The sequence below is a fragment of the Micromonospora sp. 4G55 genome (assembly GCF_016803375.1).
Map to the genome: position 1 here is coordinate 1 of NZ_JAEVHN010000035.1, position 22,871 is coordinate 22,871.

General features: G+C 72.7%; 17 protein-coding genes and 4 pseudogenes. 13 read left to right on the plus strand and 8 right to left on the minus strand.

Annotated elements, in window-relative coordinates; all coding sequences use genetic code 11:
* Positions 1-285, minus strand: a 285-nt coding sequence (locus JNW89_RS05550) for a condensation domain-containing protein (protein WP_238447981.1), incomplete at its 3' end; no start/stop codon positions are given.
* Positions 286-999: 714 nt separating this feature from the next.
* Here JNW89_RS05550 and JNW89_RS05555 point away from each other — a divergent pair.
* Positions 1,000-1,527 (plus strand): MFS transporter, encoded by a 528-nt coding sequence (locus JNW89_RS05555; protein ID WP_238447982.1) that lies wholly within the window; start codon positions 1,000-1,002, stop codon positions 1,525-1,527.
* Positions 1,497-2,189 (plus strand): hypothetical protein, encoded by a 693-nt coding sequence (locus JNW89_RS05560; RefSeq protein ID WP_238447983.1) that lies wholly within the window; start codon positions 1,497-1,499, stop codon positions 2,187-2,189. Before JNW89_RS05555 ends, JNW89_RS05560 begins: the two co-directional genes overlap by 31 nt.
* 23 nt (positions 2,190-2,212) lie before the next feature.
* Here the strand turns inward: JNW89_RS05560 and JNW89_RS05565 are convergent.
* The 3 genes and pseudogenes from JNW89_RS05565 to JNW89_RS05580 form a co-directional block, all read right to left on the minus strand.
* Positions 2,213-3,060: pseudogene (locus tag JNW89_RS05565) on the minus strand (DUF1223 domain-containing protein).
* A gap of 67 nt (positions 3,061-3,127) precedes the next feature.
* Positions 3,128-6,655: a glycosyltransferase gene (locus JNW89_RS05575; protein WP_238447984.1), complete on the minus strand. Its 3,528-nt coding sequence runs from the start codon at positions 6,653-6,655 to the stop codon at positions 3,128-3,130.
* Positions 6,656-6,832: 177 nt separating this feature from the next.
* Positions 6,833-7,297, minus strand: coding sequence for a MarR family winged helix-turn-helix transcriptional regulator (locus JNW89_RS05580; RefSeq protein ID WP_238447985.1), 465 nt, complete (start codon positions 7,295-7,297; stop codon positions 6,833-6,835).
* 137 nt (positions 7,298-7,434) lie between these two features.
* On the opposite strand from JNW89_RS05580, the gene JNW89_RS05585 reads away from it, so the two are divergent.
* Both JNW89_RS05585 and JNW89_RS05590 read left to right on the plus strand, forming a co-directional pair.
* Positions 7,435-7,995, plus strand: coding sequence for an NADPH-dependent FMN reductase (locus JNW89_RS05585; protein ID WP_238447986.1), 561 nt, complete (start codon positions 7,435-7,437; stop codon positions 7,993-7,995).
* Positions 7,996-8,245: 250 nt separating this feature from the next.
* A complete protein-coding gene (locus tag JNW89_RS05590; protein WP_238447987.1) occupies positions 8,246-9,172 on the plus strand; it encodes an MBL fold metallo-hydrolase in 927 nt (308 codons plus the stop codon).
* 129 nt (positions 9,173-9,301) lie between these two features.
* On the opposite strand, the gene JNW89_RS05595 is transcribed toward JNW89_RS05590, so the two are convergent.
* Positions 9,302-11,659, minus strand: coding sequence for an AbfB domain-containing protein (locus JNW89_RS05595; protein ID WP_238447988.1), 2,358 nt, complete (start codon positions 11,657-11,659; stop codon positions 9,302-9,304).
* Positions 11,660-11,936: 277 nt separating this feature from the next.
* Between JNW89_RS05595 and JNW89_RS05600 the strand changes: the two genes are divergently transcribed.
* The 5 genes from JNW89_RS05600 to JNW89_RS05620 all read left to right on the plus strand — a co-directional run bounded on the left by JNW89_RS05600 (position 11,937) and on the right by JNW89_RS05620 (position 17,690).
* A complete protein-coding gene (locus tag JNW89_RS05600) occupies positions 11,937-13,013 on the plus strand; it encodes an ABC transporter substrate-binding protein (protein ID WP_238447989.1) in 1,077 nt (358 codons plus the stop codon).
* 83 nt (positions 13,014-13,096) lie between these two features.
* The gene (locus JNW89_RS05605) at positions 13,097-14,641 is read left to right on the plus strand and encodes a sugar ABC transporter ATP-binding protein (protein ID WP_238447990.1); all 1,545 of its coding nucleotides are present in this window, start codon (positions 13,097-13,099) and stop codon (positions 14,639-14,641) included.
* Positions 14,628-15,602: an ABC transporter permease gene (locus JNW89_RS05610; protein WP_238447991.1), complete on the plus strand. Its 975-nt coding sequence runs from the start codon at positions 14,628-14,630 to the stop codon at positions 15,600-15,602. Before JNW89_RS05605 ends, JNW89_RS05610 begins: the two co-directional genes overlap by 14 nt.
* A complete protein-coding gene (locus JNW89_RS05615) occupies positions 15,599-16,621 on the plus strand; it encodes an ABC transporter permease (RefSeq protein WP_238447992.1) in 1,023 nt (340 codons plus the stop codon). The genes JNW89_RS05610 and JNW89_RS05615 overlap by 4 nt, the downstream gene beginning before the upstream one ends.
* 34 nt (positions 16,622-16,655) lie before the next feature.
* Positions 16,656-17,690, plus strand: a complete 1,035-nt coding sequence (locus JNW89_RS05620; protein ID WP_238447993.1) for a LacI family DNA-binding transcriptional regulator — start codon at positions 16,656-16,658, stop codon at positions 17,688-17,690.
* Positions 17,691-17,729: 39 nt separating this feature from the next.
* Here JNW89_RS05620 and JNW89_RS05625 read toward each other — a convergent pair whose 3' ends face one another.
* Both JNW89_RS05625 and JNW89_RS05630 read right to left on the minus strand, forming a co-directional pair.
* A complete protein-coding gene (locus JNW89_RS05625; protein ID WP_238447998.1) occupies positions 17,730-18,728 on the minus strand; it encodes a hypothetical protein in 999 nt (332 codons plus the stop codon).
* A gap of 182 nt (positions 18,729-18,910) precedes the next feature.
* Positions 18,911-20,757 (minus strand): annotated as a pseudogene (locus tag JNW89_RS05630) (thiamine pyrophosphate-requiring protein).
* Positions 20,758-21,024: 267 nt separating this feature from the next.
* On the opposite strand from JNW89_RS05630, the pseudogene JNW89_RS38570 reads away from it, so the two are divergent.
* The 4 genes and pseudogenes from JNW89_RS38570 to JNW89_RS05640 all read left to right on the plus strand — a co-directional run.
* A pseudogene (locus tag JNW89_RS38570) lies at positions 21,025-21,462 on the plus strand (MBL fold metallo-hydrolase); the annotation flags it as partial.
* A gap of 109 nt (positions 21,463-21,571) precedes the next feature.
* Positions 21,572-21,757 carry a hypothetical protein gene (locus tag JNW89_RS05635; protein WP_238447994.1) on the plus strand — a complete coding sequence of 62 codons (186 nt, stop codon included), beginning with the start codon at positions 21,572-21,574 and terminating at the stop codon, positions 21,755-21,757.
* Positions 21,754-21,885: a hypothetical protein gene (locus JNW89_RS36500; protein ID WP_255540435.1), complete on the plus strand. Its 132-nt coding sequence runs from the start codon at positions 21,754-21,756 to the stop codon at positions 21,883-21,885. The genes JNW89_RS05635 and JNW89_RS36500 overlap by 4 nt, the downstream gene beginning before the upstream one ends.
* Positions 21,882-22,337 (plus strand): VTT domain-containing protein, encoded by a 456-nt coding sequence (locus tag JNW89_RS05640; protein WP_238447995.1) that lies wholly within the window; start codon positions 21,882-21,884, stop codon positions 22,335-22,337. Before JNW89_RS36500 ends, JNW89_RS05640 begins: the two co-directional genes overlap by 4 nt.
* Positions 22,338-22,353: 16 nt before the next feature.
* Here the strand turns inward: JNW89_RS05640 and JNW89_RS05645 are convergent.
* Positions 22,354-22,871 (minus strand): annotated as a pseudogene (locus JNW89_RS05645) (phosphodiesterase); the annotation flags it as partial.

Genomic DNA, 22,871 nt, shown 5'->3' on the forward strand with positions numbered 1-22,871 from the left:
GGCCCCGCCGGGCGGCCCGGCGTCCGGCGCCGGCGTGAGGGTGGTGCGCAGGGCCGCGTGCCGGGCCACCAGTGCGTCGAGTGCCGCCGACAGCGCCGCCACGTCCAGCGGCCCGCGCAGCCGGTACGCCAGCGGCACCAGGTACATGGCCGACTCGGGATCGAGGCGGCTCAGCTGCCACATCTGGCGTTGCGCGTACGAGGCCGCGACCGGGCCGACGCCTGCGGGGTCGACCCGGAGTGACGCCACCGGCGTCGCCTGCCGGGACCTCAGGACGTCGGTCATCGCGGATGCCTCCTGTACGCCGACACCGACCGGAGACGCGCCGTCGGACGCGCCGGTCGGTGCCAGCGGTAGCTCGTGGTCGACAAGCCCGAACCCGTCGATGACGGCCGATTGACGTGGTGTCGGCTCGGCCTGGTCGAGTGGGGTCGCGGGTGCGGCGCCGGTATGCGGTGACACGACCGGCCGGCGGGTTGATCCCGCAGGTCGGAAGCTACCCGCGCCGGCCTCCGTGAACAGTCATTCATGTGACAGGTGTAGATCTCTGGACAGCGGAAGCTGTTCCACATCATGGCACTGATGATCTTCGGCGGAGATCCCCGGATCGTGCCGGCCGTCGATGCGTTCGGTCGAGGCCGGTGCACGTTCGTCTATTTTCCGGCGGCCGTGACATCCATGGGCCGCAATGCGGTCAGCGCCCCGGCCGCGGCGCCACCGGGGGTCCACGGCGGTTACCGGCGGGGCCTCGATCGTCCGGCTGCCCCGGACGGGCCGACCGGACGGCCGGCTCCGCCACCGGGACCGGAAGGTCGCCCGTCAGGTCGAGCAGTGGTCCACCACCGCCGGATGTTCCGCATGCCTGGGCCGAAGGTGAAGAGAGGCGTCATTCACGTCGCGTGCGACGCGGCGCAAGGGGTACTCCGCTGCGGCCTTCAGCGGAGCGTCCGGATCGACCGCGCCGGACCGCCGCTCGCAGCTCACCTGAGGAGCACTTTGATGAAGAACGCCGGACAGGGGCGGATCTCGCCGGGTGTCGCCCTGTTTCTGCTCGCCTCGATCCTGGTGTCGTTCCTGGCCGCGTCGGCGGCCCCGACCCCCCTCTACGGGATCTATCAGGAGCGCTGGCACTTCTCGCCGATCACGACCACCGTGGTGTTCGCCGTCTACGCCCTCGCGGTGCTGGCGTCCCTGCTCACCTTCGGCAAGCTCTCCGACCATGTCGGGCGGCGGCCGGTCCTGCTGGTCGCGATCGCGATCCAGATGATCGCGTTGGTCGTCTTCGTCTTCGCCGGGGGCGTACCCACGCTGGTGGCCGCCCGCGTCGTGCAGGGGCTCGCGGCCGGCGTCGCCACCGCGCCGTCGGCGCCGCCATGCTCGACATCAACCCCGCACGTGGCACGCTCGCGAACTCGATCGCCCCCGGCGTCGGGACCGGTACCGGTGCCCTGCTGTCGGCGCTGCTCATCCAGTTCTTCCCCGCGCCGACCCGACTGGTGTACGTCGTCCTGCTCGTCGTCCTGCTGATCCAGGGCATCGGGGTGGTGCTGATGCGGGAGACGGTCACGCCGATGAGCGGAGCCCTGCAGAGCCTGCGCCCGGAGATCAGGCTGCCGCGCGCCGTACGCGCGCCGGTCCTCGTCGTCGCTCCGGTGGTCTTCTCCGTCTGGGCGCTGGCCGGCTTCTTCGGCGCGCTCGGTCCGGCGCTCACCCGCGCCCTCATGGAGAGCTCGATCGTGGCCGGCGGTCTGGTCGTTTTCGTCTTCTCCCTCTTCGGGACCGCCGCCATCCTGCTGCTGCGCAACGCCGCCGCGCGGAAGGTGATGCTCACCGGAATCACCGCACTCATCCTGGGCATGATCATCACGCTGGTGTCGGTCACCACCGAGTCCATCGCCGGATTCTTCGTCGGGCTCGCGTTCGGGGGCGTCGGCTTCGGTGCCGGATTCCAGGGCAGCCTCAAGACGATCGTGCCGCTGGTCGAGGCCCACGAACGCGCCAGCGTGCTCTCTCTGCTCTACATCATCTGCTACGTCGGTTTCGGCCTGCCCACCGTCATCGCCGGCTTCCTCGTGGTCCACGGCGGTCTGCTCCGGACGGCCAAGGAGTACGCCATCGCCGTCATCGTGCTCGCCCTGGTCGCCCTGCTCGGGCTGCGCAAGGCCAACAAGGCCCCGGCCGCCCGATGACCCTGGGTGGTGGGGGGGGGGGGCTAGGCGCCCTGCTCGATCGCGAGCTCGACGGCCATCGCGCCGACGATCGCCTTGTTGCCGTGGTGCTGGACATAGCCGACCACCGAGGCATGTCCGGGGTCGAGGTCCGGCGGCATCGCCAGTTCGACCCGCCCGCTCGCGGCGTCCAGGCCCACCGACGTGAAGGCGCGCACCACGTTGTCCTGCCGCAGCGTCCGCCCGGCGTTCTCGCCCCGGGGGACGTCGTTCTCCAGGCCGCGTTCCACGACCGCCACGTTCAACACCGCCCGCGGCGGCGGCCGTTCGGTCTGGTAGTCCACCACCACCCGGTGCCCGTCGCCCCCGGTGGTGTCCTCGAGGGAGAGCGCGAGCGGCGTGGTGATTGCCTCCGTGAGGGCGGCGGCGATCGCGGTCGCCGCCCGTCGACGGTCGGAGCCGACGAACTCGACGGTGCCGTTCACGATCATCTGCGGCGTGTACAACCCCCCGGAGCCGAATGCGTGCGCGTACGCCCGCTGCCGCGCGGTGTACGCCGCGTCGGCGAACGGGTCGGCCAGCCCAGGTCGTCCCAGTAGTCGACGTGGAAGCCGATGGCGTAGACGGGCTGTCCCTCCGTCCGGGCCTCGCGTTCGATCTCGGTCAGCAGTTCCTCCGCCGGCGGGCAGCTGTTGCAGCCCTGGGAGGTGAACATCTCCACGACGGCGAACCCGCCGCCGGCCGGCCCGACGTCCCGCTCCTGCGGCGAGGACTGTGGCCGGGCACTGTTCGACCCGGTGAGCGAGGGGTCCGTCATGGCGCGTCTCCTCCGTCGGTCCTGCTGGCGGCCCTGCGATTCCCGATCCGGCCGCGACCATGCCCGGCCGCTCATGAGGTGGGCGACGCCGCCCGAACACGATCCTTACTGATTCCAGAAACCGGCGACACTGCGCTCGTGGTCAGGCTCGCGGTGCCGCCGGCCGTTCGTACGGCGACTCCTCGGGTGACCGGGGCGCCGGCGGCCTGGTGTCCGCGGTGTTCAGGACGCGGTCCAGCAGGGTGGCGGTCGCCGTGGACCAGGTCAGTTCCCGGGCCAGCCGGGCGCGAAGGTCGGCGATCCCGGGGAACTCCGCCTCCCGGTTGCGCAGCGCGCCGTCGATGGCGTTGCTCCAGCTCTCGACGTCGCGCTCGTCGTCACCCGTCGTCGGTACCACGATCCGGGCCGCCTCCTCCGGCCCGAGCCGCTCCTCCAGCAGCTCTCCCAGACCGCTCTCGCTGCTCACCAGCACCGGCGTGCCGGCGAGGATGGCCTCCACCGCCACGAGGCCGAAGCCCTCGGCCCGGGAGGGCATGAGGAGCAGGCTGGCCGCGCGAAGGTCGGCGGCCAGCCGCTCCGCCCTGGTCGAGTACGGGCGCACTCGCACCGGCAGCGAGGCGTCCGCGGCCCAGCCCTTCATCTGGTCCTCGAGGGTGGAGCACGTCTCCGGAGGGGCGCCGCGGACGAGGAGTTCGACCCGGGGAGTGCCGGCACCGCGCCGGCGGCGCGCCAGGTTGAAGGCGCGCGCCGCCAGGTCGAGCCCCTTGAGGCGGTCGTCCTCCGTCCGGCCGACGAGGAGCACCGTCCAGGGCCGGCCCTGTGGTGGCTGGCGGGGGGATCCGACGCCGAGGTCGAAGCCGGGATCGAAGCGGATCAACCGCGCCGGGTCGACGCCGCGAGCCTCCAGGTCCCGCAGGAACCAGTAGTACATCCGCGGCCCCACCGCGACGGCGTGGTCGGCCTCGGCGCTGAGCGCCAGCTCGACCTCCTGCCGTTCCTCGGCGAGCACCCCCGCGTCCACGCCGCGGTCCGCCTTGTGGCGCTCGATGTCGTCGGGAATGACGTGCAGGAAGTGCAGGCGCTTGGCGTGCGGGAAGTCGTCGCCCAGGTGGTGGGCGGCCGGGCCGGTCCACCGGCCGTGTCCGATGATCACGTCGGGAACCGTGCCCTCGGGAAGCGGCGGCCGGCGGGACAGCCGGTCGACGTCCGAGGCTCCGGGCGCCTCCGGCGCCTCGATCAGCGTGACGCCCGCCGCGGTGGCGTCCCGGCGTTCCTCGTCGGTGGCCCGCAACACCACGCACGTCACCCGCGCGTGAGCGGTCAGCGAGCCGCACAGCTGCCGGTTGAAGGTGCTCAGGCCGCCGAGCGACGAGGACCACTCGGTGGCCAGGGCGAGGACCTGCGGCCGGCCGTCGCGGGTCGCGGCGGCACCGTCCGGCTGCCTCCGCGGCAGGACGGGGTCGCCGTACTGCGGCCTGATGGCGATGGTCGACAGGCCGCTGAGGGCGGGCGGCAGGATCGGAAACACCAACGAGGGCGGGGAGGTGAAGTCCAAGCGGCCGACGCTGGTGTCCCAACTGTGCAGCAACAGCGCGCGGATCTCGTCCGGGGTCGAGCCGGCGACGTCGCTGCCGAGATAGGTCCGGACCAGTTCCGAGGCGTCCGAGGTCCGGCCGAGTTCGAGGGCGACGAAGGCCGCGCACCAGGTGGAGGCCGAGGACGTGGAGAAGCCCTTCTGGGCGGGGTAGTTGTCGACGGCCTCCTGCGCCCGCACGGCGTCGCCCAGCGCGAGGTGGCACAGCGCCTCGTGCACCGAGAAGTTGATGTATCTCGGGCTCAGCCGCCGGCCGTCGGCGAGAACCGCGAGCGCCTCGTGCCAGCGCTGCCCGCGTTCCAGCAGGTACACCTGCGCCAACCGGTACTGGACCTCGAGTTCCGGTCTCTCCCGCAACCAGGCGACCACCCCTTCGAGCAGGTCGTCGGTGGGCGCGCCGGCCGCGTACTGGGCGGCCAGCGCGGCCAGTCGCTCGGTGTTGCCCCGGGCGCGGTCCACACCTTGGCGCAGCGCCGCGATGGCTTCTGCGGTACGCCGCCGTTCGTTGAGGTAACCGCCGAGTTGCTGGTACACCGAGAAGAGGCTCTTGGCCGGTGCGACATGGGCGGTGGCCTCGCGGGCCACCGCGATCGCCGCCTCGGCGCCGTCCACCGCCCAGACGAGCTTGGCCCACAACACCCAGGGGTCGGCGTGATCCTGATCCAGGGTGGCGGACTCCGCCTGCGGCATCGCTCGGGACAGGTCCTCCGGGCGGCCTCGATCGCGCAGGAGCATGGCCAGGTGGTAGTGGGTGCCCGGGGTGCCCCACCGGCTGTTGTACAGCTCCAGCAGCGCGATGCGGGCGTCCCGCTCCCCGGCGGTGTTCACCCGTACCGACATCCACCCGTAGCGCTGACCGATGTAGCGCCTGGCCGGCTCGATCGCCGTCAGCAGGGCGTCTTCCGCGTCGGCCGCGGCGTAGTGGTACGCGGCGCCGTCCAGGCCGAGCAGGAGGGTCCGGTCGTGGATCGCGGTCCGTCCCGCGGCCTGCAGCTTCCGGGCGTACCAGTCGCCGGCGCGGGCGTGCGCGGCCCGCCAGGCGGCCGTGTCCCGGCGCAGCTGGACGCCGTCCGCCTCGCGGAGCAGCGGATGCACCTGGTATCGCCCGGCGGGACCGGCTCCCGGCCGGTCGGTCTGGGTGCGGGCCTGCAGGAGGTACCGCTCCTGGGCGCCGCGCACCAGCTCCCGGACCTCACCCCGGCCGCCGCCCATCGCCTCGATGAGGTCCCAGTCGGCCCAGTCGCGGATCACCGACATGTCGCGCAGGAAGGCGCGGGTGGACTCCGGCAGGCCCTCGGCGGCCTTGGCCAGCAGCGTCCGCTCGATCTCCTCGACGAGCTTCGAGTCGAAGGGTTCCTCGGGAGCACTCCCGCTCGGTGGCAACAGCCCTTCCAACAGGTGTGACTTGAGCAGGTAGCCGAGCAGCCGCAGCACTCTCGGGTTCCGTCCGAGGCGGCGTACGACCTCCGGCCGCCGGTGGTGCGGGAATTGGGCGTCGGCCTGCTGCGCGCCGAGGTGGTCGAGGACGATCGTGATGGCGTCGGCGTCGTCGGGCGGCAGCAGTTCGGTGACGTGGAAATGCTCGGTCCAGGTCCAGTCGAGGTGCCGGTTCGACACCAGCAGCAGGCAGCCTCGGTCCGTCGGGCGCCGGGCGAGCTGCTCCAGCATTCGCGCCAGGGACGCCGACGGCTTGCCCTGCGGGTCGAGCAGCCGCTGGAACTCGTCGATGACGATGAGCGCGCCCGCCGCCAGCAGTAAGCGGAGGATGTCGGCGAGGGTGGCGTCGGCCGACACCGTGGCGGCCACCCCCGGGTGACCCCCGTCCTTCAGCTCCTCCAGGATGCGGCCGCCGATGGTTGTCGCCACGTCCGCTGTCCCCACGGGCACGTCGACCCAGGCCGTCGGAATGGACTGGCTCGCCGCCCAGTTCCTCAGTGGTCGGACGACCTGGTCCGACTTGCCGACACCGGCGAATCCGAAGAGCAGGGCGGCGCCGCGGCCCTCGAACCGCCACTTCTGCCAGAGTTCTTCCGCCACCGCCCGGCGTTCGGCGCCGACCAGATCGGAGATGGCCACGGGGCCCTGCTCGGCTGCCACTGGTCCTTGATACCCCATGACGGCGCGGTGTTGTGTCTGCCACCCGAAGTATCGACCATTCTCCGGATGCGGCTCGACCCGGTCGAGAGACCGGGGGTGAGCCGGTGGCGGCTCGGTGTGCCACCTCGGTCCGGGGGATCGCGACGTCGAGGCGGCTCAGTCGGCCGTGCCGACCCGCTGGAACGCGTCGGCCAACCGGGCGAGATCGAAGCCCTCGAAGTGGTTCAGGAACCGCCGCCGCACGGCGGCCAGGTGGCTCGGCCAGGACTGCTCCAGGCGGGCGAAGCCGGCATCGGTGAGGACGGCGTTCCAGCCCCGCGCGTCCTCCCCGCTCCGGACCCGCTCGACCAGGCCCTGGGTCTCCAGGCGGCTGATCGTGCGGCTCATCCCGCTCAGGGAGAGTTGGCAGGCGGCGGCGAGTTCGTTCATCCGCAATCGCCGGTCCGGCGCCTCGGAGAGGACCCGCAGGGCGTTGTACTCGGTGAAGGGCAGCTGGTGTGCGCCGACCATGTCGGCGTCGATCGCCCGGGGCAGGACGTAGATCAGCTGGCCCAGGGCGCGGACCAGCGCCTCCTCATCGGGGTTGAGAGGTCGCAGAGGTGTGGCGGAGCTACCGGACATGCCGCCCATTCTAGTTGCTTGACCAAACAATCGCCGCCGGTGTTGTGATGGTTGGCACGGGCCAGTTAATTGCTTGACCAAGCAAGCAGTGGCTAGCCTTCACCGAGCCAGGTAAGGACTTCTGAAAGGCACCAGCCATGACCAGGATCGGAATCATCCTCGGTAGCACCCGCCCGGGGCGTAACGGAGAAGCCGTCGCCCGCTGGGTCCTCGAGGTCGCCAAGCAGCGCTCCGACGCGGAGTTCGAGCTCGTCGACCTGCTCGACCACCAGCTGCCGCACCTCGACGAGGCGTACCCGCCGGCGATGGGCCAGTACACCCAGCCGCACACGATCCGCTGGGCCAACACCATCGCGTCGTTCGACGGGTTCGTGATGGTCACTCCCGAGTACAACCACTCCACCTCGGGTGCCCTCAAGAACGCCATCGACTTCCTCTACGCCGAGTGGAACAACAAGGCCGTCGGCTTCGTCAGCTACGGCTCCGCCGGCGGTACCCGGGCCGTGGAGCACCTCCGTCTGATCGCCGGCGAGCTCCAGATGGCCGACGTGCGCGCGCAGGTGGCGCTGTCGCTCTTCACCGACTTCGAGAACTTCAGCGTCTTCAAGCCGACCCAGTTCCAGCAGGACGCGCTCACCACCACGCTCGACCAGGTCGTGGCCTGGAGCACCGCGCTCGCCCCGCTGCGTACCCGCTGACCGCATCGGCACCCTGAACCGGCGATCGCCGCGGAATCTGCGCCGCGGTGAACCTGCCGGAAGCGACGCGTCCCGCCGGTCCGCCTCCGTTCGGAGCCGGATCGGCGGGACCACGTCGTCCCTCGCCTTCGACCGCCGAGGAGAAGGCCGCGTTGAGCCGGTCCGGGCCGCCCCCGCTCCGCGCCGGCGAACGAGCGCCGGCCGTACCGAAGGGCGTCTGCCGTGACCCCGGCGGGCTAGCATCCCGCCCATGCGCCTGAAGCTCGGCCGTCCCGACCTGGACCGCTACGCGGCCCGGTTCGACGTGCCGCCGGCCGCCGGGAGCTTCGCGGCCGTCTTCCTGGGCGTGTCCACGCTGCTGCTGGACGACGGCGAATCCGCCATCCTGACCGACGGGTTCCTCTCCCGGCCCTCGCTGCTCAGGGTCGCGTTCGCCAGGATCGCTCCCGACCAGGAGCGGATCGCCGGCGCGCTGGCCCGAGCCGGGCTCGCCGACCGCCGGCTGGACGCCGTCGTGCCGGTGCACACCCACTTCGACCATGTCCTGGACTCCGCCGTCGTCGCGGAGCGCACCAACGCCACACTCGTCGGTGGCGAGTCGGCCGCCAACGTCGGACGCGGCCACGGCCTGCCGCCGGACCGGATCCGCGTCGTGGCCCCCGGCGAGCAGGTCACGTCGGGCGCGTTCACCCTCGCGTTCGTGGCGTCGGAACACTGCCCTCCGGACCGCTTCCCCGGGGTCATCACCGAGCCCGTCGTGCCGCCGGTCCGGGCCCGTACCTACCGGTGCGGTGAGGCGTGGTCGCTCCTGGTCCGGCACGACACCGGTCGCACCGCCCTGGTGCAGGGCAGCGCGGGCTTCGTTCCCGGGGCGCTGGAGGGGCATCGCGCCGACGTCGCGTACCTCGGGGTCGGTCAGCTCGGCGTGCGGGACGAGGGATACCTCACGAGCTACTGGGCGCAGACCGTGCGGATCGTCGGTGCCCGGCGGGTCGTGCTCACGCACTGGGACGACTTCTTCCGCCCACTGGACCGGCCGCCGCGCGCGTTGCCGTACGCCGGTGACGACCTCGACACCACCATGCGCGTGCTCGGCCGCCTCGCCGACCGCGACGGCGTCGCCCTGCACCTGCCGACGATCTGGCGCCGCGAGGACCCCTGGAGCGGGCTGCCCTGAGGTCGGAGAAGGATGGGCGTCATCAACCGATAAACCTGTCATCCACGCCGAGGCCGGCGTCGCGCCGCCGGCCGGCCGCGGTCAGGCGACCGGCCGGCGGATCGGGTTGCGCGGGCTGCGGTACGCCGGTCAGGGCGCCCACGGCTCGGCGACGGTCCAGGTGCTGTCCGCCGCCCACAGGGTGGGGGTGTTGTAGGCGGCTCCGCCCGCACCGTTGCTGAGCCACACCTCCGAGTCGTAGTGGCGCAGGTACGAGCCCCGGAAGTTGTACGACTCCAACGACACCCCGCTGCCGGTCAGCCCGGTACGGGCGCACCAGGTGGCGTCGGCCCGCATCAGGGCCGTGCCGTCGTCCGGCGAGTTGCGTACCCGGGAGTTGGCGTGGCGCAGGTACTGCCCGGGGTAGTTCACCGATTCGAACGAGTAGCAGTTCGGGTCGGCGAGTCCGGCCCGGATCGTGTAGGTGGCGTCGGCCTTGAGCAGCGCCGGGCTGGCGGCGGTCACCACCTCGGTGTAGGCGAGGCTGTCCCGGTGCCGCAGGTAGCGGTCGGTGTAGCCCGGCGTGGTCACCCGCAGCGAGCGGCGCTGGCCGACCGGCAGGGCGACCGGCGTGGAGCTACCGATCGCCTTGGAGGCGGCGATCAGCTCCTGGTTCGCCTGCCGTACCCGGGCCTGGTCCATCTTGACGACCTGGCGGTCGTAGGTGAGGAAGCCGTTGAGCTCGCCCTCCACGTCGGTGATCTCGGTGTAGACCGACGCGCTCAGGCCCCGGCCGATCATCAGGTTGCGGCTGCCCTGCACCAGGCCGACGTACCGGTTGGTCAACGACGTCGAGTCGGGCTGCCACTCGTACGCCAGGAAGTTGCCGTTGGGGCTGTACTCGTGCCCCGGGGTACGCAGCCCCAGCCCGCCGAACTCCCCGAGCACGGCGATCCGGCTGCTCGACGGCTGCGGCGAGTCCGGGCCGACGTAGACGTGCCAGTCGTCGATGTCGCCGTTGCCGGGGTTGCCGAGGGACTGGCAGCAGTTGTACCCGCTGTGCGGGTTGACCAGCCGGGTCGGGTCCCGGTCCTTGACCGCCTGAGCCACCCGCCGGGTGTCGGCCAGCGCGCGCTCGCCCCAGCCCTCGTTGTAGACCGTGTACGCGACCACCGCCGGTGAGCTGCGGTGCTCGTCGACGATCTCGCGGGCCTCGGCCTCGAACTGGGCCTGTTGGGCGTCGTTCGGGTTGATGTCCTGCGCGGTGAGCGAGGGGATGTCCTGCCAGACCAGCAGGCCGAGGCGGTCGGCGTGGTAGAACCAGCGCTGCGGTTCGACCTTGATGTGCTTGCGGACCATGTTGAAGCCGAGGTCCTTGTGCTTCTGCAGGTCGAAGGCGAGCGCCGCGTCGGTCGGCGCGGTGTAGATCCCGTCGGGCCAGTAGCCCTGGTCCAGGGTGCCGACCTGGAACACGAACTGGCCGTTCAGCTTCGGCCGCAGCACCCCGTTGACCAGGCCCGTGGTGATCTCCCGCATGCCGAAGTAGTGGGTGGTCCGGTCGACGGTCGCGCCGCCGCTGCCGCGCAGGGTGACCCGCAGGTGGTAGAGGAACGGGTCGTCGGGGGACCAGCGGCGGGCGTTCGGCACCGGGACCGAGAACTCGGTGAAGCCGCCGGTGGCCGAGCCGACGACCGTCGTGCCGTCGAGCGCCTCGGCCAGGACGCTGTGTCCGCTGACGTTCCCACGGGTGAAGACCCGTACCCGCAGCCGGTTGTCGGCGAGGCTGGGGTAGAGGTCGACGCTGCTGATCGACGCGGCGGGAGTGGGCTCCAGCCAGACGGTCTGCCAGATGCCGGAACTGGGGGTGTAGAAAATGCCGCCGGGCGTCCGGGTCTGCTTGCCGATCGCGGGCAGGGTGCCGTTCTGCCGGCTGTCGCTGGGGTCGAAGACCTTGACGACGAGTTCGTTGCTGCCGCCGTTGAGGCGGGCGGTGACGTCGAAGGTGAAGGCGTCGTAGCCTCCGGTGTGGCCGCCGACCTGCACGCCGTTGACCCAGACGGTGGTCTGCCAGTCGACCGCGCCGAAATGCAGCTGCACCTGCCGGCCGGCCCAGCCCGCCGGGACGGTGAACAGGCGGCGGTAGTACAGCCAGCTGCGGTCGTCGCCGGGGGAGCGGCGCACGCCGGACAGCGCCGACTCCACCGGGAAGGGCACGTTGATCCGTTCGGGCAGGGTGGTGCCGAACGGGGGTGGGTCGTCGGTCGCGGACTGCCGCAGCTGCCACTCGCCGTTGAGGTTCTGCCAGTCGGGGCGGGTCATCTGGGGGCGCGGGTACTCCGGCAGCGGCGTGCCGGACAGCGCCTGGGCGGTCCAGGGCGTGGTCAGGGGCGCGGGCTTCGCGGGGACCGCCTGCGCGGCCGGCGGCGCGACCAGCAGACCACCGACCAGTGTGGTCAGGGCCAGCAGCGATCGGATCCAGGGCGGGCGGGGGTGGACGCGGTGTCTCATGGCGTCTCCGTCTTCGGTGGGGGGACGGCGGACGGGTGCCCGGGCGGGCGGATGTCGCGGTGACCCATCGACGGCGCTGACGGATCTTATTGACATCCGTGAACGTACGTATAACGTTATAGGCCCACCGTGGACGGTCGGTCAATGGCTGTTCATCAATGTCTTGAGAGCGCTCCACCAGCACGGGGACGGCCGACGCGCGGGTGGCACACGCGTGCACCGATACGCACCGTCGGCACCGTCCGACCCCCACCCCACCGCGTACGAGGAGCAACGGATGACCATCAGGATCCGCGTTCTGGCGAACGCGACCGTCGCCCTGATCGCCGGCGCCGCAGTGCTCGCCGGCTGCACGAAGAGCGAGAGCGAGGACACGCCCGCCCCGGCCGGCAGCGAGGGCCAGCAGGTCGTGGCCAGCAGCACGCCCGGCGGCGCCGGCTGCACTCTGCAGCAGTACCGCGCCGCCAAGCTCGACCTGGCCGACGCGGTCGTCGGCTTCTCCCAGTCCGAGAAGGAGGCGAACCCGTTCCGGATCGCCGAGACGCAGTCGATCCGCGACGAGGCCGCGAAGATCGGCGTGAAGAAGCTGCTGGTCACCAACGCCCAGTCGCAACTGTCCAAGCAGATCAGCGACATCCAGGACATGCTGGCCCAGGGCGCGCAGTTCCTCATCGTCGCGCCGCTGAACTCCGACGGGCTGGAGCCGGCGTTGCAGGCCGCGGCGGCGAAGAAGGTCCCGGTGCTGACCATCGACCGGAAGATCAACGCCGCGCCGTGCAAGGACTACCTGGCCTTCCTCGGCTCCAACTTCGTCGAGCAGGGCCGCCGCGCGGCCGACGCGATGATCAAGGCGACCGGGGGCACGGGCAAGGTCGCCATCCTGCTCGGTTCGTCCGGCAACAACGTCACCACCGACCGGACCAACGGCTTCGTCGAGCAGGTGAAGGCGAAGGCGCCCGGACTGCAGATCGTCGCCCAGCAGACCGGCGAGTTCGCCCGCGACAAGGGCCAGGCCGTCATGGAGCAGCTCATCTCCAGCAACCCCGACATCACCGCCGTCTACGCGGAGAACGACGAAATGGCCCTCGGCGCGGTGACCGCCCTGCGGTCGGCCGGCAAGAGCCCCGGCAAGGACGTCAAGATCGTCTCGATCGACGGCACCCGCAACGCCGTCCAGGCGATCGTCGACGGCACGATCAACGCCGTCATCGAGTCCAACCCGCGCTTCGGTCCGCTGGCCTTCAAGACCGCGCAGGACTTCTACGCCGGCACCGCGATCGGTGAGAACGTCATCATCTCCGACCGCGAGTACGACTCGACCAACGCCAGGGAGTCGCTGGCCGGCGCGTACTGACGTACCGCCCGCGTCCGGCGCGCCCGGGTGGCGCGCCGGACCGCCGGCACCCGCTCCGTCGCCGTCGCAGAGGGGCCACCGACATGACCGACACCGACGCCGCACCCGTGCTCGAGGTGCGCGACGTCAGCAAACACTTCCCCGGTGTCCGCGCCCTGGACGCCGTGAGCCTCAGCGTCGCACCCGGTGAGGTGCACGCCCTGGTCGGCGAGAACGGCGCCGGCAAGTCCACCCTGATCAAGGTGATCACCGGCGTGTACCAGGCCGACTCCGGGGAGATCCGCTACCGGGGGGCACCGGTCACCTTCGGCCGGCCGCTGGACGCCCAGCGCGCCGGCATCTCGACCATCTACCAGGAGGTCAACCTCATCCCGCTGCTGAGCATCGCCCGGAACCTCTTCCTGGGCCGGGAGCCCCGCCGGTTCGGCCTGCTCGACGTCGGTCGGATGAACCGGGACGCCACCGAGGTGCTCGCCGGCTACGGCGTCGACGTCGACGTGACCCGGCCGCTGCGGTCGATGAGCCTGGGCGCGCAGCAGATGGTCGCCCTGGCCCGCGCCGTCGCCGTCGACGCGAAGGTGCTCGTCATGGACGAGCCGACCTCCTCACTGGAGCCACGCGAGGTGCAGACGCTGTTCCGGCTGGTCCGCCGGCTCAGCGCCCGGGGGATCGCGGTGGTCTACGTCAGTCACCGGCTCGACGAGCTCTACCAGCTCTGCGACCGGGTGACCGTGCTGCGCGACGGCCGGGTCGTGCACACCGGAGCGCTGGCCGGCCTCGACCGCCTCCGGCTCGTCTCGGCCATGCTCGGCCGGGACCTGGCCGAGGTCCGCCGCGACGGCGTCACCGGCTTCACCGGCGACCACACCGCCCGCGACGGCGAACCGGTCCTGCGGGTCGAGGGGCTGCGCAAGCGGCACCTGCTGCACGACGTCTCCTTCACCGTCCGGCCGGGCGAGGTCACCGGGCTCGGCGGGCTGCTCGGCTCCGGCCGCTCCGAGACCGCCAAGGCGGTCGTCGGCGCGCTGCCGCTGGACGCGGGCACGGTGACCGTCGCCGGGCGCCGGCTGCGCCGGCCCACCCCGAAGCGCGCCCTGCGCGCCGGGGTGGCCCTGCTTCCCGAGGACCGCAAGGCCGAGGGCATCATTCCCGAGCTGTCGGTACGCGAGAACATCGTGCTGGCCGCCATGCCCCGGCTCGCCCGCGCCGGGGTGGTCTCCCGGGCCCGACAGGACCGGATCGTCGAGACGTTCATGACCCGGCTGCGCATCCGGGCGGCCAGCCCCGAGCAGCGGGTCGGTGAACTCTCCGGCGGCAACCAGCAGAAGGTGCTGCTGGCCCGCTGGCTGTGCCTCAACCCCCGACTGCTGCTGCTCGACGAGCCCACCCGGGGCATCGACGTCGGGGCCAAGGCCGAGGTGCAGAAGCTCGTCGGCGAGCTGGCCCGCGACGGCCTGGGCGTCGTCCTCATCTCCTCCGACCTCGAGGAACTCGTCGAGGGCGCCGACCGGGTGGTGGTGCTGCGGGCCGGTGCCGTGGTCGGCGAGCTGGCCGGCGCGGACGTCTCCGAACCCGCCATCCTGGCCACCCTGGCCGCGCCGGAGGAGGCCGCCGATGAGCAGCGCTGAAACCGCCGTCGCCGCGCGCCGCGCACCCGACCGGGCCGCGCTCACCCGCCGGGTCCGCGCCGTCGGGGTGTACGCCGCCGTCGCGGCGCTGCTGCTGTTCAACGCCGTCTTCACCGACAACTTCCTGGAACTGGCCAACCTCCGCACCCAGCTGGTGCAGGTGGCGCCGGTGGTGATCGTGGCGCTCGGCCTCGCGCTGGTGATCGGCAGCGAGGGCATCGACCTGTCGGTCGGTTCGGTGATGGCCCTGGCCGCCGCCGTGCTGCCGCTCTATCTCGGCTTCGGGCTGTGGCCCGCGGTCGCCATGGCCCTGCTGGCCGGGACGGCGGCCGGCGTGCTCAACGGGACCCTGGTCGCGGTGGTCGGGCTGCAACCGATCGTCGCCACGCTCGCCCTGCTGGTCGCCGGGCGGGGACTGGCCCTGGTCATCGCCGACGGCCAGCTCAAGCAGATCCGCAACCCGGACCTGCTCGCCCTCGGCACCGACGAACTCCTCGGGCTGCCCGTGGTCGCCTGGGTCGCCGTCGTGCTGGCCGTCCTGATCGGATTCACCGTGCACCGGACCACGTACGGCCGGCAGCTCGTCGCCATCGGCGGCAACCGGGCCGCCGCCCAGCTGGCCGGGCTGCCGGTCCGCCGGGTCCTCGTGGTGACCTACGTGCTCAGCGGGATCTTCGCCGCGCTGGCCGGCGTCCTCGCCACCGCCCGGCTCACCGCCAGCGACCCGTCGGCGATCGGCAACCTGATCGAGCTGTCCGCCATCACCGCGGTGGTCGTCGGCGGTACGCCGCTGTCCGGCGGCCGGATCCGGGTGCTCGGCACGGTCGCCGGCGCGCTGCTGATGCAACTGCTCCGGGCCACCCTGATCAAGCACGACCTGCCCGACTCCACGGCACAGATGGTGCAGGCCGTCATCATCCTGATCGCCGTCTACGTCGCCCAGCAACGGAGGACGCGATGACCACCGGCACCACGGCCCACGTCGCGACGGCCGACACGCCCCAGCTACCCACCTCGCGGGTCGCCGGGACCGAGCGGCTCGCCGCGCTGGCGCAGCGGCACGGCGCCCTGGCCGTGCTGCTGCTCGGCAGCGCCGCCGCAGCGCTGCTGTTCGAGTCGTTCGCCACCGCCGGCAACCTCGCCGGCATCGCCATCCAGTCGTCGACGCTGGCCATCGTGGCGCTCGGGATGACCTTCGTGATCATCGGTGGTGGGATCGACCTCTCCGTGGGCTCGGTCTTCGCCCTCGGTGGGGTGCTCGCCGCCTGGGCCAGCCAGTGGGGCGCGCCGGCGGCCGTCCTGCTGCCGCTCGCCGTCTGCGGCGCGATCGGCCTGCTCAACGGACTGGTCATCGCGCGGGCCGGGCTCGCCCCGTTCATCGTCACGCTGGCCAGCCTGCTGGGCGCCCGCGGCCTGCTGCTCGCCGTGACCGACGAGGGTGCCCGGACGTACCTGGTGCCCCGCGACTCCGCTCTGCTCGACGTCGGCCGGGGCACCCTGTTCGGCGTCGGGTGGCCGGTGTACGTGGCGGCGCTGCTCTGCGTCGCCGGCGCCGTGCTGCTGCAACGCAGCCGGTACGGCCAGGCCGTCTTCGCCCTGGGCGGCAACGAGGAGGCCGCCGCGCTGATGGGGCTGCCGGTCGCCCGGGTGAAGACGCTGACCTACGTGCTCAGCGCGCTGCTGGCCGGATTCGCCGGGATCCTCAACGCCGCCCGACTCGGTTCGGGGGTCACCATCCTCGGCGTCGGCATGGAGCTGGACGCGATCGCCGCGGTCGTCATCGGGGGCACGCTGCTCATCGGGGGCGCCGGCAGTGTCAGCGGGACCCTGTGCGGGGTGCTGCTGCTCGGCGTGATCCAGAACGTGATCAACCAGATCGGCAACCTCACCTCGTCGATCCAGTCGGTGGTGAGCGGGGCGTTCCTGCTGGTCGTGGTGGTCACCCAGACGTACCTCAGCAAGGTACGACGGCTACGGTGACGGCCGTGACTCCTTCGGCCGAGGCAGGTGGTACGTGGGCGTCAGCCTGAAGGACATCGCCCAGCGGGCCGGGGTCTCCCTGGCCACCGTCTCCAACGTCGTCAACGGCTACCGGCCGGTCGGCGAACAGACCCGGCGCCGGGTGCAGCAGGCGATCGACGAGCTGGGCTACACCCCCAACCTCAGCGCCCGCCACCTGCGTCGGGGCCGTACCGGCATCATCGCCCTGGCCATCCCGGAGCTGAACAACCCGTACTTCGCCGAACTGGCCGACGCCGCCATCCGGGAGGCGGCCGGCCTCGGCTACACGCTGGTGATGGAGAGCAGCGGCGCGGACCGCGACCTGGAGCTGCTGCTGCTGGACGGCTCCCGCCGGCACATCATCGACGGCCTGATCTTCAGCCCGGTCCGGATCACCCGCGACGACGTGCTGGCCCGCACCGGCACCGTCCCGCTCGTGCTGATCGGCGAGGGGGTCTACGACGTGCCCCACGACCACATCGCGATCGACAACGTCGCCGCCAGCCGCCTGGTGGTCGAGCACCTGCTCGCACTCGGCCGGCGGCGGATCGCCTTCATCGGCGCCGGAGCCGGGCAGGACCGGCAGTCGGCCCAGCTGCGGCTGCGCGGCTACCGGGAGGCGCTGGCGGCGGCCGGGCTGCCGGTGGACGCGGAGCTGGTGGTGGCCACCGAACAGTTCGGCCGCCGGGACGGCCTGCTGGCCATGCGCCGCCTGCTCGCCCTCGACACACCCCCGGACGCCGTCTTCGGTTACAACGACCTCGTCGCGATCGGTGCCGTCCGGGCCATCGGCGAGGCCGGCCGGCGGGTCCCGGGGGACATCGCGGTGGCGGGTATCGACGACATCGAGGAGGGCCGGTTCAGTACGCCCACCCTCACCACCATCGCCCCCGACAAGGAACACATCGGCCGGTTCGCCGTCCAGCGACTGGTCGCGCTGATCGAGGGCGCGCCGCTGGCTCCTCCCGCCGACCTGCACCTGCCGTTCCGGCTGGAGGTCCGGGAGAGCACCGGACCGCTCGGCGACCGGCACCGCGCTGTCGGGTGATCCCCGGGCGAGGCGGCGACGGCGGTCGGGTGGCGGAGTTCAGCGGTCGGGCTCCGGGCCCACCCGGCAGAGCCGTCGGTGTTCCGCGGTCACCACGCCCAGCAGGAAGAGGTCCACGGCGAGCGCGGTGAGCGCCCCGAACTGGTTGACGGTGAAGCTGAAGATCTGCCCGAACAGCAGGTCGACCAAGAGGGCGAGTTTGAACAGCCGGAAGGCCCGCGCCCGGTCGCGGGGCAGCAGCGACGCCCCCCGGATGCTGAGCACCGCGGTGAACAGCGCGGAGATCGAGACCCCGAGCACGGCTCGCCACTCCCGCTGGTCGTGCAGCTGGCCGGTGACCGTGTCCAGCAGGACGCCCAGCACGACGACGAACGGCTCGCCGACCAGGTAGAGCACCACCAGCGCCACCACCCACCGGTGCGTGGTGACCCAGACCACGGCGCGGCGGGCCCGGCGCAGCCACGGCTGCCAGAACCGGGGGCCGGGTGCCTCGCGCCGGGGCACCGTGTCGAGCAGCCGGTTGATCGCGTCCTCGACGTCCGGGCCGCATCCGCGCACCAGCCGGGCCGCGGCCGCCCGCCGGTCGTCGGTGAGGCCGGTGCGCAGCCCGCCGACCACCGCGTACATCGCGTTCGCCGTCCGCTCCGGACCGGTGAGCCGGATCCGGCCCCGGATCGCCTGGGTGATCACGACGAGCAGGGCGAACGCGCCGTAGATCATGCCGGCGGCCGGGGCGTAGAAGTAGTCGGTGCCGGCGGTGACGAACTTGCCGACCTCGTCGATGAACAGCCCGAAGCCGATCCCGCCCAGGACCGCGCCGAGATTGCGCGCCGCGCTGCCCAGGAAGACCAGCGCGACACCCAGCCCGGTGGTCATCAGCAGGCCGCCCCAGAGGACGTGCGCGATGTGCAGCCCACCGCCGCCGAGCTGCGGGTAACCGGCCGCCTGGAGGAAGGCCCGGACGAGCAGCACGGTGACCACCCCGGACAGCACGAACGCCTGCAGGTACGACGGCGCCTCCAGTACCCGGAGCGGCATCGTCCAGCGGGACGGACGGGCGGGCATGCTCCCGACGCTAGCGGCGGTGGCCGGCACCCAGGGCCGGTTCCGTCCAACTGCGAACCGGCCGGTGGCCCGGTTCCGCCCGCGGCGTACCGGGCGTCAGGACGGACCTCGCTCCGGGCGCTGCCGGGCGCCGCTGGGCCCCGCCCGCCCGTCGCTCACCTGCGACGTGAGCGGTAGGCGGTGAGGGTGGCGGGCAGACCCCGGCGGATGATGCCGGCCCAGTCGGTGTCACCGCGCAGCAGCGCCCCGGCGGTGTTGCGGGCCTGCTCCAGCGTGAAGTGCGGGGGCAGCATCAGCTCGGCGGGGTCGACGAGAGCATTGACGACCACCGGCCGGTCGGCGTTCAACGCCCGCTCCCAGACGCCGGGGATCTGCTCCGGCGCGTCGACCAGCTCGCCACCGAGCCCGAGCACCTCCGCCCACCGGTGGTAGCCGATGTCCGGCAGTTCCTGGCTGTCCGGGAACATCGGCGTGCCCTCGGTGGAGCGCTGTTCCCAGCTGACGAAGGCGAGGTCCCGGTTGTTCAGCACCAGCACCACGAACCGCGGATCGGACCAGCTGCGCCAGTACTTGGCCACGGTGATGAGTTCGTTCACGCCGTTCATCTGCATGGCGCCGTCGCCGATGAGCGCGACCAGCGGGCGGTCCGGGTGGGCGAACTTCGCCGCCAGCGCGTACGGCATCGCGCCGCCCATCGACAGCAGGGTGCCGGAGAGGCTGGCCAGCATGCCCGGGCGCACCTGGAGGTGCCGGGCGTACCAGGCCGTCGTCGTGCCGCAGTCCACCGAGATCATCACGTCGTCGGGGAGTCGGTCGTTGAGGGTGGCGAAGAGGAGCTGGGGGTTGACCGGGTCGGCCGGTTGCTCGGCGAGATCCCGCTGCGTCTGGCGCCACGCCCGGGTCTCCGCGGAGATCGTCTCCCGCCAGCCGGTCGGCGCGGGGCCGGGCCCCAGCTCACGCAGCAGCGCGCGGAGGGTGGCCGCCGCGTCGCCGGTCAGGTTCACCTCGGTCGGGTACCGCAGCCCCAGCTGGGTGCCGTCCCGGTCGACCTGTACCGCCCGGGCCTGCCCCGGCGGCGGGTAGAACTCCGAGTAGGGCATGTTGCTGCCGACGATCAGCAGCCGGTCGCAGCCCTGCATCAGCTGCCAGCTCGGGCGGGTGCCGAGCAGCCCGATCGCGCCGGTCACCCAGGGCTCCCGGTGGTCGACCACGGGGAAGCCCAGCAGCGCGGTGGCGACGCCCGCGCCCAACCGGTGGGCGACCTCGCGTACCTCGTTCTCGGCGCCGAGCGCGCCCTGCCCGACCAGCATGGCCACCCGCTCGCCGCCACGCAGCACGTCGGCCGCCCGGCGCACCTCCGCCTCCGGCGGCACGGTCGGGCCGCTGCTCGGCACGCTGCTGGTGTGGTAGTACCCGTGGGCGTACGGCGGCTCCGGCACCGCCGGCTCGTCCTGCACGTCGAGGGGGAGCACCAGGGCGGTGACGGTGCGCCGGGCCAGCGCGGTCCGGCAGGCGCGGTCCACCAGGTGGCGCACCTGGGCGGGATGGTCGAGCTGGGCCAGGAACGCCGCGGCGACGTCCTTGTAGAGCGCCAGCAGGTCGACCTCCTGGTAGTACCCGCCACCCTCGGCCGTGAGGGCGGTGTGGCCGACCAGGGCCACCACCGGCTGGTGGTCCAGCTTGGCGTCGTACAGGCCGTTCAGCGCGTGGATCGCCCCCGGCCCGCTGGTGACCAGGACGCAGCCCAGCGGGCGCCCCCGTACTTCACGTGCGCCGACGCCGCGAAGCCCGCGGTCTCCTCGTGCCGGACCTGTACGAACTGCGCCCGCTCGTTGGTGCGTTGCAGCGCCGAGGTCATCCCGTTGATGCCGTCGCCCGGGTAGCCGAAGTAGCGCCGGACGCCCCAGCACGCCAACCGTTGCACGAGGTGATCCGCCACCTTGGCACCCTTGGGCAGTGGCCAGGGATCCGCCGGCACCCGCCCGTCGCCGTCCACGCTCACCTGACTGATCCCTCCCTCCACGGCGCGGGCGCCGGCCTTCGCCACCCCGGCCGTCACGCCCGGCCGCCGCCGGACGGAATGAGTATGTGACAGCATTTCCGGCGGAATGGCCGATTCGACCCCTCCGCCGACCGTCAGAGGGAGGAAGCCGACCTCGGCCCGACGGCGGGCCACGTCAGGTTCGGGCCGCACGGTGGCACCGCCGGATACGGTGGCAGGCGTGACCGAGGCGGTGTCGTGCGGCTGACGTGGTACGGGCACAGCACCGTGTGGATCGAGGACTCCGGCACCCGGCTGCTGACCGACCCGCTGCTGCGTGACCGGCTCGCCCACCTGCGCCGACGCCGTGGGCCCACCCCGCGGCTGCCGGGGGCCCCGGACGCCGTACTCGTGTCGCACCTGCACGCCGACCACCTGGACTTCGCGTCGCTGCGCCGGCTGCCCCCGGACACCGCGCTGGTCGTGCCGGCGGGTGCGGCCGCGTGGTCCGTCAGGCGCTGGGCGTGGCGGCCGCCCGCCGCTGCACGGAGCTCGTGGTCGGCGATCGCACCACGATCGGCCGGGTCACGGTCGCCGCCGTCCCCGCGGCCCACCACGCCGGCCCGGGGTCCGTGGTCCCGGCACCGGGCACCCGCCCTCGGCTACCTGATCGACGGTGAGCTGCGGACCTGGTTCGCCGGGGACACCGGACTCTTCGACGAGATGGCCGGGCTGGGGCCGCTCGACCTGGCGCTCGTCCCGGTCGGCGGATGGGGACCCACGCCTCGGCCCCGGCCACCTCGATCCGGCGGGCGCCGCGGAGGCGGTCCGGCGGGTGGCGGCGGCGTGGGCCGTGCCGATCCACTTCGGCACCTTCTGGCCGGTCGGCTGCGAACGGGTCCGGCCGGACCGGTTCTTCGGCCCGGGGGCCGACTTCGCCCGCCACGCCGAGGCGGTCTCGCCGGGCACCCGGGTGCGCGTGCTGCGGCCGGGCGAGTCGGTCGAGGTGCGCCGGCCGTGACGGCGACGCTCGGCGTCCTGGGCTCGCTGATCCTGGTGGTGCTCTTCGGGTCCGTCGTCCCGGTGGTGCCGACCGGCGCGGCGGTCAGCGGCGCCGCCGCGCTCGCCGCCCGACCAGCGATCCGGTGACCGTGGTCCTCGTCGTGATCGCCGGCGCGTTCGGGGCGTACGCGGGCGACCTGGCGACCTACGGCATGCTCGGCTGGGGCGGCGAGCGGCTCGCCCGGCGGCTGCACTGGCTGCGCGGCCGGCAGCGGGTCGGCCGGATGACGGCGCGGGTGCGCGAGGAACTCGTCTCGACGCTGCTGGTGTCCCGGCTCATCCCCGGCGGCCGGATCCCGGTGCTGCTGGCGGCGGCCCTGTCCGGGCTGACCTGGCGGCGGTTCGCCCTCGCCGACGCGCCCGCCAGCCTGCTGTGGTCGGTGCTCTACGCCGCGATCGGCGTCCTCGGACGGGCGATCTTCCCCGAGCCGTGGCAGAGCGTCGTCGCCGCGATCCTGCTCGTCGTGCTGGTCAGCCAGGGGTTGAGCTGGCTGGCCCGGCGTCGGGCCCTGCCGGGCGAGCCGCCGGTGGCGCCGTAGCCGACGGCCGCCGGCGCTACCCGGCGCCCAGGTCGGGGTCCACTGTGCGGCCCGCCGGGCCGTCCCCTTCGTCGTCCACCTCGTCGGGCCGGCGCAGCCCGAGCCGGCGCAGCCAGGCGAGCAACTGCCCGTGCACGGCTTCCGGGCCGACCAACTCGCCCTCCTGCGGCCAGTCGGCGGGGTGGATGAGCAGGGCCTCCGTCTGCCAACCGCCGAGCCCGCCGTGGCAGCCCACCAGCTCCTCGAAGGCCGCCACCTCCTCCAGACCCGGGTCCACCGCGCTGATCACCACGAGGTCACCGACGTGGTCCATCGCCTGGTGACGCAGCAGGTCCTGACGCGCCCGCCGGCCGTACGGGGCCAGCGGGTCGTCGCCGTCGACCTGTCCGTCCCGCAGGTTGTGGCAGCCGCGCGCCCCGATGGCCAGCGGCCCGGCGGCCGAGTCGACGACGACCAGGCCGATGCCGGGATGCGCCGCCAGGCCGTCGATCAGCCCCGGTACGAGGGCGTCGAGCCGCTCGCGGGTCAGCCGCC

Excerpts from the sequence above, each read along its gene's own strand:
- JNW89_RS05555 (WP_238447982.1), top strand. The coding sequence starts at position 1,000 with ATGAAGAACGCCGGACAGGGGCGGATCTCGCCGGGTGTCGCCCTGTTT.
- JNW89_RS05580 (WP_238447985.1), bottom strand. The coding sequence starts at position 7,297 with ATGTCCGGTAGCTCCGCCACACCTCTGCGACCTCTCAACCCCGATGAG.
- JNW89_RS05585 (WP_238447986.1), top strand. The coding sequence starts at position 7,435 with ATGACCAGGATCGGAATCATCCTCGGTAGCACCCGCCCGGGGCGTAAC.
- JNW89_RS05590 (WP_238447987.1), top strand. The coding sequence starts at position 8,246 with ATGCGCCTGAAGCTCGGCCGTCCCGACCTGGACCGCTACGCGGCCCGG.
- JNW89_RS05595 (WP_238447988.1), bottom strand. The coding sequence starts at position 11,659 with ATGAGACACCGCGTCCACCCCCGCCCGCCCTGGATCCGATCGCTGCTG.
- JNW89_RS05600 (WP_238447989.1), top strand. The coding sequence starts at position 11,937 with ATGACCATCAGGATCCGCGTTCTGGCGAACGCGACCGTCGCCCTGATC.
- JNW89_RS05605 (WP_238447990.1), top strand. The coding sequence starts at position 13,097 with ATGACCGACACCGACGCCGCACCCGTGCTCGAGGTGCGCGACGTCAGC.
- JNW89_RS05610 (WP_238447991.1), top strand. The coding sequence starts at position 14,628 with ATGAGCAGCGCTGAAACCGCCGTCGCCGCGCGCCGCGCACCCGACCGG.
- JNW89_RS05615 (WP_238447992.1), top strand. The coding sequence starts at position 15,599 with ATGACCACCGGCACCACGGCCCACGTCGCGACGGCCGACACGCCCCAG.
- JNW89_RS05625 (WP_238447998.1), bottom strand. The coding sequence starts at position 18,728 with ATGCCGCTCCGGGTACTGGAGGCGCCGTCGTACCTGCAGGCGTTCGTG.